Here is a 9,185-nt window from a genome sequence, read left to right on the forward strand (position 1 = left end):
GTAGAACTTCTTGCCGGTATCGGGATCTTCCCGTTTCGTACCGCGTTCGTCGTTGGCCAATTGCTTCCTCGTGTAGAAAGGCGGGGCCACCCGCAGGGAAACGTCCGGTTAGGGTGAAAGTTTCGCCCTGTCAAACCCAAAATACGGCCGCCCTCGACCGATCTTTGGGGGTAGTGCGGCGCCATGCTGGCAGCCCGCCCGGACAGCGTGATACGGAGGGCCGGCGAGCGGCAGGCGCGCGGAGGGGCAATGATCATCGCGGTGGATGGGCCGGCGGCATCCGGCAAGGGCACGCTCGCGGCCGGTCTCGCCCGGCACTACAGCCTGCCGCATCTCGATACGGGCCTGCTCTATCGCGCCGTCGGCCGCGCCGTCGCGGCGTTCGAAAACACCCCCGAGTTCGAAATCCAGGCCATCGCGGCGGCTCGATCCGTCGATACCGCGCATCTCGACCCGGTCGTCCTGTCATCGGCCGAAGCCGGGGCGCTGGCCAGCAAAGTGGCGGTGATCGCCGAGGTGCGGGCGGCTCTGTTCGACTTTCAGCGCCAGTTTGCGCTGCAGCCGGGCGGCGCGGTGCTCGATGGCCGCGATATCGGCACCAAGATCGCCCCGGATGCCGACGTGAAGCTGTTCATCCAGGCCGACAGCAAGGCGCGGATGGAGCGCCGGGCCCGCCAGTTCGAAGCCCGTGGCCAGGTGGTTGACCGCTACGCCCTCTATCACCAGATAGAGCAGCGGGACGCCCGAGACATGGCCAACCCCAATGGCGGCTTCTATCCCGCAGCCGATGCCCACTTGCTGGACACCACGCTCTTGGATATAGAGGCCGCACTCCGCGCAGCCGTCGCCATTGTCGACGGGGTCATGGCGCGCAAGGCGAAGCTCTAGGCTTCAAAACCAAACCTTGCGGCTTTCGTCCCCCGGCATGTTCCAAGAGCCGGCAGCGGAAACCAATCCTAAGCCATATGGCTCGCGCGCCAGCGCACCGGATCGCCTTGTGATGGCGATTGGCAACCGGGCCTTTCAACACAAGCCACCGGGCGCATTGGAGAAGTCGTTTGGCAGTTCAAACTGTTACCAAGGAGGATTTCGAGTCCCTGCTTTTGGACTCGTTCCTCGAGAACGAGCCCCTGGAAGGGACCGTGGTCAAGGGCACCGTCGTGGCGATCGAGAAGGATCTCGCCATCATCGACGTCGGCCTGAAGACCGAAGGGCGCATCGCGCTCAAGGAATTCGGCGCCGCCGGCCGTGACGGCACCATCAAGGTGGGCTCGCTCGTCGAAGTCTATGTCGATCGCGTCGAGAACGCTGTCGGCGAGGCCGTGCTGTCGCGCGAGAAGGCTCGCCGCGAAGAGAGCTGGGTCAAGCTCGAAGAGATGTACAACGCCAATCAGCGCGTCGAAGGCATCATCTTCAACCAGGTCAAGGGCGGCTTCACCGTCGACCTCGAAGGCGCCGTCGCCTTCCTGCCGCGTTCGCAGGTGGACATCCGTCCGATCCGCGACATCGGCCCGCTGATGAATGTGCCGCAGCCGTTCCAGATCCTGAAGATGGACAAGCGTCGCGGCAATATCGTCGTGTCGCGTCGTGCGATCCTCGAAGAGAGCCGCGCTGAGCAGCGCTCCGAGATCGTCCAGCAGCTCGAGGAAGGCCAGGTCGTCGACGGCGTGGTCAAGAACATCACCGACTACGGTGCGTTCGTCGACCTCGGCGGCATCGACGGTCTGCTGCATGTCACCGACATCGCCTGGCGCCGGGTCAACCACCCGTCCGAAGTGCTGTCGATCGGCGAGACCATCAAGGTGCAGATCGTCCGCATCAACCACGAGAGCCACCGCATCTCGCTGGGCATGAAGCAGCTGCAGGCCGATCCGTGGGATGGCATTGCCGCCAAGTATCCGGTCGGCGCCAAGTTCACCGGCCGCGTGACCAACATCACCGACTATGGTGCGTTCGTCGAGCTGGAGCCGGGCATCGAAGGCCTGATCCACGTCTCCGAGATGAGCTGGACCAAGAAGAACGTCCACCCGGGCAAGATCGTCTCGACCTCGCAGGAAGTCGAAGTGATGGTGCTCGAGGTCGATCCCGAGAAGCGCCGTATCTCCCTGGGCCTCAAGCAGACGCTTGCGAACCCCTGGGAAACCTTCGCCGACAAGTACCCCTCGGGTACGGTTGTCGAGGGCGAGGTCAAGAACAAGACCGAGTTCGGTCTGTTCATCGGCCTCGATGGCGATGTCGACGGCATGGTCCACCTCTCCGACCTCGACTGGCAGAAGCCGGGTGAGCAGGCTCTCGAGGCCTACAACCGCGGTGATATCGTCCAGGCCAAGGTGCTCGACGTCGACGTCGAGAAGGAGCGTATCTCGCTCGGCATCAAGCAGCTGGCGGTCGGCGAAGTGGCCGATGCCGGCGGCGACGGCATCCGCAAGGGTTCCGTGGTGACCGGCACCGTGACCGAGGTCAACGATGGCGGCATCGAAGTGCGCATCAACGACACCGAGATGACCGCCTTCATCCGACGCGCCGATCTGTCGCGTGACCGCAACGACCAGCGTCCGGAGCGTTTCTCGAAGGGCGAGAAGGTCGACGCGCGCGTCACCCAGTACGATCGCAAGACCCAGCGCATCCAGCTCTCCATCAAGGCGCTTGAGATCGCCGAGGAGAAGGAAGCCGTGGCCGCCTATGGTTCGTCGGACTCGGGCGCTTCGCTCGGCGACATTCTGGGCGCCGCGCTCAAGGGCCGCGACGACAAGTAAGCGTTCCGCGGGCGCCCGGATCACTCCGAGCGCTCGCAGGTCTCGTATCTTCGGGGCTCGCACCAACAGGTGCGGGCCCTTTGTTTGGGGGAACCGATGCTTCTGAAGGATGTCGCCTGGCGCGCCATGACCAGCTATGACCTGCCGGCGGTGCAGGGCATTGCGGATACCGTGCATGTCGATTTCTTCGAAACGCCCGAGGTGCTGGCCGAGCGGCTGAAGCTCTACCGCCCCGGCTGCTATCTGCTGGAAATCGGCGACAAGCCGGCCGGCTATGTGCTGAGCCACCCCTGGCTCTACGGCACCCTGCCGCCGCTCAACACCCTGCTGAAGGCGCTGCCGGTCGAGCCCGACACGTATTACGTGCACGATCTCTGCCTCTTGCCGGTGACCCGCCGGGTCGGCGCGGCCTCCAAGATCGTTGAGGCGCTGGTCAAGCACGCCAGCGTCGAAGGCTACCCCACCATGACGCTGGTTGCGGTGAACGGCTCGATCCCGTTCTGGGAACGGCACGGCTTCGAGATCACCGAGGTCCCGGAGCTGTACGGCAAGCTGCTGAGCTACGAGGAAGCCGCGCGCTATATGGTGCGCAAACTCGACTGAGCCGTCGCTTCACTTGAACGTCCGGTAGCTGCCGTCGTCGGCGCGGCGCAGCCCGAGGTCATCGAGTTCGCTGGCGCGCATGCCATCGAGATAGGCGCCGTCCGAGGCACTGCGGCCGAGACCGGCGAACACCCCGGCGATGGCGATGAGAACGTTCCTGGCGATGACGCCGGCGGTGCGGGGCTTGGGCTGGTAAAGCATTTGTCCGTCTCCTCGGATCTGATGCGATGATCATCGCCTCGCTCTGCCCGGCAGTCCTTGGGGCAATCCTGAAGAGTTCTGAAGCAGTCCTGATCGACGGGAATCAGGTGGTTGGGGTATGGTCGGAAAAATGGAAAAGCGCTTTGGCGACTACCGGATCCGGCCGCGTGAACGCGAGCTCATCGGCCCCGACGGGTTGATCGAGCTTTCCGGCCGTTCCTTCGACCTGCTCGAGGTTCTCCTCGCCCAGCCCAACCAGTTGCTCGACAAATCGACGCTGTTCGATGCGGTGTGGCCTGGGGTGGTGGTCGAGGAGAATACCCTGCAGGTGCATATGTCGGCGCTGCGCAAGGCGCTCGGTTCGGGCTTTATCGCCACGGTGCATGGCCGCGGCTACAAGTATGTCGGCCCAGAGCCGGTCGAAGACGAGGAGCCGGTGCGGCCGCTCGCCGGAGCCGACGGTAATCTTGGGCGCTATCGCGCCGACTGCGTGGCGCGGGAAGTCGAAATCGAGGCGGTGGCGCGCCTGCTCGAGCAGCATCGACTGGTCAGCATCCTGGGGCCTGGTGGCGTCGGCAAGACCACGCTGGCCGTCGCGGTGGCCGAGACGCTCGGCTCCGTCGATGGCGGGGTATGGATGGTCGATCTCGCCTCGCTCGGCAGCGGCGAGTTCATCGAGAGCGTCTTGATCCAGACCCTCGCCGTGCCGTTCCGCGCCGGCAGCCGCTCGCTCGAATCGATCGTCGAGTATCTGAGACCGACCGAGGCGGTGCTGATCTTCGACAATTGCGAGCATGTGCGCGGCGCCGCGGCCCGCGTCATTCGTACGCTGCTCGCCGAAGTGCCCGGCATTCGCATCCTCGCCACTTCGCAGGTGCCGCTCGCCCTGCCCGAGGAGCATGTCTTCAAGCTCTTGCCCTTCGCCGTCACCGGCGAGGGTGAGTTGGTTGACGCCGCCTCGGCACAGTTCCTCGCCTATTGCTACGAGGCATTCGGCGAGAAGCTCTCGGCGGACGAACTGCCGATCGTCGCCCGGCTCTGCAGACGCCTCGACGGCGTGGCGCTGGCGCTGAAGATGGCCGCCGCCCGCGCCGCCACCGTCGGCATCGAGACCGTCGACCGGCAGCTCGAGCAGCAGCTGGCGAGCCTCGAGGCCGATTGGGATCCGGCGCTGCCGCGCCACCGCTCGCTCGCCGCTTCGCTGGCCTGGAGCTACGACCTGCTCGAGCCGGACGATCAGCGCACTTTGCGGGCGCTTGGCGTATTCCAGGGCAGCTTTTCCATCCCCGCCGTCAATGCGGTGGCAGGCGAGGGCGCCGAAACCCGGGTCGCCGAACTGGTGCGCCGCTCCCTCGTCGTGCGCGACGGGCAGGATCGGACGCGCTACCGCCTGCTCGAATCCACCCGCCACTTCGCCCTCGACAAGTTGGCCGAAGCCGGCGAGGACGTCATCACCCGCGACCGGCACGCGGCCTATGTCCGCGACCTGTTCGCCGACAGTGTGCTGCGCTGGGAGGTGCTGCCCGACGAGCGCTGGGACCAGATCTATCGTGCCGACGGCGACAATCTCCGCGCCGCCCTCGCCTGGACCAAGACCCGTGCCGACTGGCCGACCTATGTCGAGATCGCCGCCGGCTCCTACCGCTATTTCATGGAAGAACAGCTCGGCGCCGAGGGGCTTGCGACCATCGAGGCCGGCATGTCGCTGGTCGGCGCCGTGCCGCCCGAAACGGCAGCCCGGCTGCAAATGGCCCTTGGCGAGATCGGCCGCTACAATGCCATGGATGTGCGCGCCTACCAGGGGCTGGAGCCGGCGCTCCACTGGTTCCGGCAGAGCGATGACCGGCTGCGCTACACCCAGGCCCTGGTGCTCACCGCCTGGATCAACATTTTCTTCCGACACCAGGGCGATGCCGAGCCGCTGGTCGCCGAGCTCGAAACGCTGATCGCCGACATGCCGCCCAGCAAGGTGAAGTCCTGGGCGCTGGTCGCCATCGGCACGCAGGCCTGGACTCGCGGCGACACCATGTCGGGGCTGGCCCGCGCCGAAGCCGGCCTCGCAATGCATCTCGATGTCGGCAACCCCAAGGGCCGCTTCCGCTCGGTAATGAACCTCGCCGAGATGCTGCATAAGGGTGGCGACAGCGTCCGCGCGCTGTCGCTGTCCAACCAGATCATGCCGGAGCTGCGTGCCGCCGGCCGCAGCCTGCTGCTCGGCTTCCACCTCAACAACAACGCTGCCTACCGTATGGCGCTGGGCGATTTCGACGGCGCCGTGGCGCCGCTCTACGAGGCGGCCGAGATCGTGCCGCGCGATGGCGGACAGTGGCACTGGTGCCTGTTGCAGAATGCCGCGGAGCTGCTGGCGACCCGCGGCACCTTCGATGTCGCGGCCTTGCTGGTCGGCTTCACCGACAAGAGTTTCGAAGGCTGGATCGACGGCCGCCAGGCCACCGAGGAGATGCAGCGTAACCGGCTCTCCGCCACGCTCGAGGCGGCGTTGGGCCGGACCGAACGCGACCGGCTGCTGCAGCAGGGCCGGGCGTTGACCCTGTTCGAAGCCGATCACCTCGCCGGCTTCATCAAGACCGAGCGGCAACGGCTCAGGGTTTAGAGCGCCTTACGTTGAGCGCCCCAAATGTGGCACTGCCGGTGCAAAGTGCGTCCCCTCGCCCCTCTGGGGAGAGGGTCAGGGTGAGGGGCGCCAAGCGCTCCGGCCGGGCCCTTCGCAGCACGTAGCGGCAACCGTGCAATCAGCGTGCTTGGCGCCCCTCACCCCAGCCCCTCTCCCCAGAGGGGCGAGGGGGCAGTGCGGCACCGCCGTGCCAAGGCCTTGCCGATCAGGCGTGAAACGGCCTGGCCCCGCCTTGCATTTGCCGCGCCGCGCGGGTTACCTCGCGGCAGTTTCGTATGAGGCCCCGATGACCGACACTTCCGGCGATAGCGCGCACCTTATCCCCGCCAATGCCCGGCTGCGCCGTTCGCGCCGGCTATGGCGGGTGCTGTTCTTCCTGGCGCTCGCCGCCGCCGTGCTGGCCATTGTCGGCCGCTTCGCCATGGAGCAGGGCGGCCCCGGCGACCGCATCGCCCGGGTCAGCATCACCGGCACCATCATGACCGACCCCGCCCGCCTCAAGATCCTCGACAAGCTGGCCGAAGACGATGCGGTGAAGGCCGTGATCGTCGCCATCAATTCCCCCGGCGGCACCACCGCCGGTGGTGAAGAGCTCTACGAGGCGCTTGGCGCCCTGCGGGCCAAAAAGCCCGTCGTGGCGGTGATCGGCGAGCTCGGTGCTTCGGCGGCCTATATGACCGCCATCGCCTCGGACCGCATCTTTGCCCGCCGGCTGTCGATCGTCGGCTCGATCGGCGTGCTCTACCAGCATGTCGATGCCGGCAAGCTTCTCGATACCATCGGGGTCAACTTCGACAAGGTGCAGACCGGTCCGCTCAAGGCCGAGCCCGATTTCGACGAGCCGATGCAGGGCGAAGTGCGCGCCTCGCTGCAAGCGCTGATCAACGATTCGTTCGAGTGGTTCGTCGATGTCGTCGCCGAGCGCCGCGCCATGCCGCGTCCCGAAGCTCTCGCCCTGGCCGATGGCCGCATCATCACCGGTCGCCAGGGCGTCGAGACCAAACTGATCGATGCGATCGGCGGCGAGGCCGAAGCCATTGCCTGGCTCGAAAGCGACAAATCCATCGCCGCCGATCTGCCGGTGGTCGACTACTTTCCGCTGCCGGCCGAAGGCTGGTTCGGAGTGACGCGCTGGCTCGGCCAGAGCGCTGCCGAAGTGATGCGCTCGAGTGTCGATGGGGCGATGTCCCTTGACGGTTTGGTCTCGCTTTGGCAGGCTAACCCATCGATGTGAACCTCATCGACCCGTGGAGTGCGCCGGGGGGCGGTATGATCAAGTCCGAACTCGTGCAGCGACTGTCCGAAGAGAATCCGCATCTGTTTCAGCGCGATATCGAGAACATCGTAAACGCCATCCTCGATGAGGTCGGCGACGCAATGGCCCGTGGCGACCGCGTCGAGCTGCGCGGCTTCGGTGCCTTCTCGGTCAAGAACCGGCCGGCGCGTGTCGGCCGCAACCCTCGCACCGGCGAGACAGTCGATGTGGGCGAGAAGTACGTGCCGCAGTTCAAGGCCGGCAAGGAAATCCGTGAGCGGATCAATCGCGCGGGATGATGTCTGGCAGTTCCGATGATTAGACGCATTGTCGGCTGGTTCGTGCTGGTGCCGCTTTGCGCGGTGCTGATCGTGTTTGCCCTGGCCAACCGCCAACTGGTGGTGGTGAACTTCAACCCGTTTGCGCCGGTCGAAGCCCTGAGCTCGCCAGGGGTCGGCGTGCCGTTGTTCCTGGTGTTGTTTGCCGTGCTGCTGGTCGGCGTGCTGCTCGGCGGCGTCGCTACCTGGTTCGCCCAGGGGCCGCATCGCCGCGACGAGCGCCATTTCAAGCGCGAGACCGAGCGGTTGCATCGCGAGCTGGAGGTTGCCCGCCGCTCGCCCGAACCGCCGGCGCTGGGCGCCGAAGATTTCGTTCACAACTGATCCAAGGCACATGTCCGACCCCCTCATCGTCAAGATCTGCGGCATCAGGACCCCGGCGCTGCTCGACGCCGCCATCGACGCCGGCGCCGATATTGTCGGTTTCATGCATTTCGAGCGCAGCCCCCGGCATGTCGATCTCGAAACGCTGCAGCAGCTGATCTCGGCGGCACGCGGCCGTGTCGAGACCTGCGTCGTGCTGGTCAATCCGGACAATTCCTCAGTGATGGAAATCGCCGCTTTGTCGCCGGACTGGATCCAGCTGCATGGCCCCGAGACGCCGCATCGGGTCGAGGCGATCCGCGACGAGGCCGGCATTGCCATCATGAAGGCCATCGGCATCAGCACGGCCGAGGATGTGGCGCATGTTGCGGACTTCGCCGACATCGCCGACCGCATCCTGCTCGATGCCAAGGCGCCCAAGGGCGCCGATCGGACCGGCGGGCACGGCATTCCGTTCGACTGGAGCCTGCTCAAGGCGCTTGACCCCAACCTTCCATTCATGCTTTCCGGGGGCCTCACGCCCGAGACGGTGGGCGAGGCAATCCGGGCCGTTCGACCGATGGCTGTGGATGTCTCCTCCGGCGTCGAAACCGCGCCCGGTGTCAAGGACGCCGCGCTGATCCGGGCTTTCATCGCTAAGGCGCGAGCCGCACACGGGTAGGAGTTCAGCAGTGACCGCGACCGGGGCCAATTCCCTTCGCAACGGCCCCGACGAGCAGGGTCGCTTTGGGCTCTATGGCGGCCGTTTCGTCGCCGAAACGCTGATGCCGCTGATCCTCGATCTCGAGAAGGCTTATCGCGCGGCGCAGGCCGACCCGGAGTTCCAGGCCGAGATCAAGCACCTCGCCACCCATTATGTCGGCCGTCCCTCGCCGCTTTATTTCGCCGAGCGGCTCACCGAGCAACTGGGCGGCGCCAAAGTCTACTTCAAACGCGAAGAGCTGAACCACACCGGCTCGCACAAGATCAACAACACGCTCGGCCAGATCCTGCTCGCCAAGCGCATGGGCAAGACCCGCATCATCGCCGAGACCGGCGCCGGCCAGCACGGCGTGGCGACGGCGACGGTCTGC

The 9,185-nt window shown here is 65.9% G+C and carries 10 protein-coding genes; 9 read left to right on the forward strand and 1 reads right to left on the reverse strand.

What is annotated here, in order from left to right; translation table 11 throughout:
• Window positions 1-249: 249 nt before the first annotated feature.
• The 3 genes from VGV07_RS26225 to VGV07_RS26235 all read left to right on the forward strand — a co-directional run bounded on the left by VGV07_RS26225 (window position 250) and on the right by VGV07_RS26235 (window position 3,359).
• Entirely contained in the window at window positions 250-888 is a 639-nt protein-coding gene (locus tag VGV07_RS26225; protein WP_326871684.1) for a (d)CMP kinase, read from the forward strand.
• A gap of 170 nt (window positions 889-1,058) precedes the next feature.
• Window positions 1,059-2,756 carry a 30S ribosomal protein S1 gene (gene rpsA / locus VGV07_RS26230; protein ID WP_326871685.1) on the forward strand — a complete coding sequence of 566 codons (1,698 nt, stop codon included), beginning with the start codon at window positions 1,059-1,061 and terminating at the stop codon, window positions 2,754-2,756.
• Window positions 2,757-2,852: 96 nt separating this feature from the next.
• Complete coding sequence (locus tag VGV07_RS26235; protein ID WP_326871686.1) at window positions 2,853-3,359, forward strand: GNAT family N-acetyltransferase; 507 nt, start codon at window positions 2,853-2,855, stop codon at window positions 3,357-3,359.
• Between the two features lie 9 nt (window positions 3,360-3,368).
• Here the strand turns inward: VGV07_RS26235 and VGV07_RS26240 are convergent, their stop codons facing one another.
• The gene (locus VGV07_RS26240; RefSeq protein ID WP_326871687.1) at window positions 3,369-3,560 is read right to left on the reverse strand and encodes a hypothetical protein; all 192 of its coding nucleotides are present in this window, start codon (window positions 3,558-3,560) and stop codon (window positions 3,369-3,371) included.
• A gap of 118 nt (window positions 3,561-3,678) precedes the next feature.
• On the opposite strand from VGV07_RS26240, the gene VGV07_RS26245 reads away from it, so the two are divergent.
• From VGV07_RS26245 to VGV07_RS26270, 6 genes are all read left to right on the forward strand, one after another.
• Window positions 3,679-6,174 carry an ATP-binding protein gene (locus VGV07_RS26245; protein WP_326871688.1) on the forward strand — a complete coding sequence of 832 codons (2,496 nt, stop codon included), beginning with the start codon at window positions 3,679-3,681 and terminating at the stop codon, window positions 6,172-6,174.
• A gap of 307 nt (window positions 6,175-6,481) precedes the next feature.
• Window positions 6,482-7,429, forward strand: a complete 948-nt coding sequence (sppA, locus tag VGV07_RS26250; protein ID WP_326871689.1) for a signal peptide peptidase SppA — start codon at window positions 6,482-6,484, stop codon at window positions 7,427-7,429.
• Between the two features lie 35 nt (window positions 7,430-7,464).
• Complete coding sequence (locus VGV07_RS26255) at window positions 7,465-7,749, forward strand: integration host factor subunit beta (protein WP_055047553.1); 285 nt, start codon at window positions 7,465-7,467, stop codon at window positions 7,747-7,749.
• 15 nt (window positions 7,750-7,764) lie between these two features.
• On the forward strand, window positions 7,765-8,112 hold the full coding sequence (locus VGV07_RS26260; RefSeq protein ID WP_326871690.1) for a lipopolysaccharide assembly protein LapA domain-containing protein: 348 nt from the start codon (window positions 7,765-7,767) through the stop codon (window positions 8,110-8,112).
• 10 nt (window positions 8,113-8,122) lie between these two features.
• Window positions 8,123-8,773 (forward strand): phosphoribosylanthranilate isomerase, encoded by a 651-nt coding sequence (locus VGV07_RS26265; RefSeq protein WP_326871691.1) that lies wholly within the window; start codon window positions 8,123-8,125, stop codon window positions 8,771-8,773.
• 10 nt (window positions 8,774-8,783) lie between these two features.
• Window positions 8,784-9,185 (forward strand): pyridoxal-phosphate dependent enzyme (locus VGV07_RS26270; RefSeq protein ID WP_326871692.1); only part of this gene is annotated, 402 nt, incomplete at its 3' end.

This window comes from Devosia sp., assembly GCF_035944845.1.
Classification (GTDB): Bacteria; Pseudomonadota; Alphaproteobacteria; order Rhizobiales; family Devosiaceae; genus Devosia_A.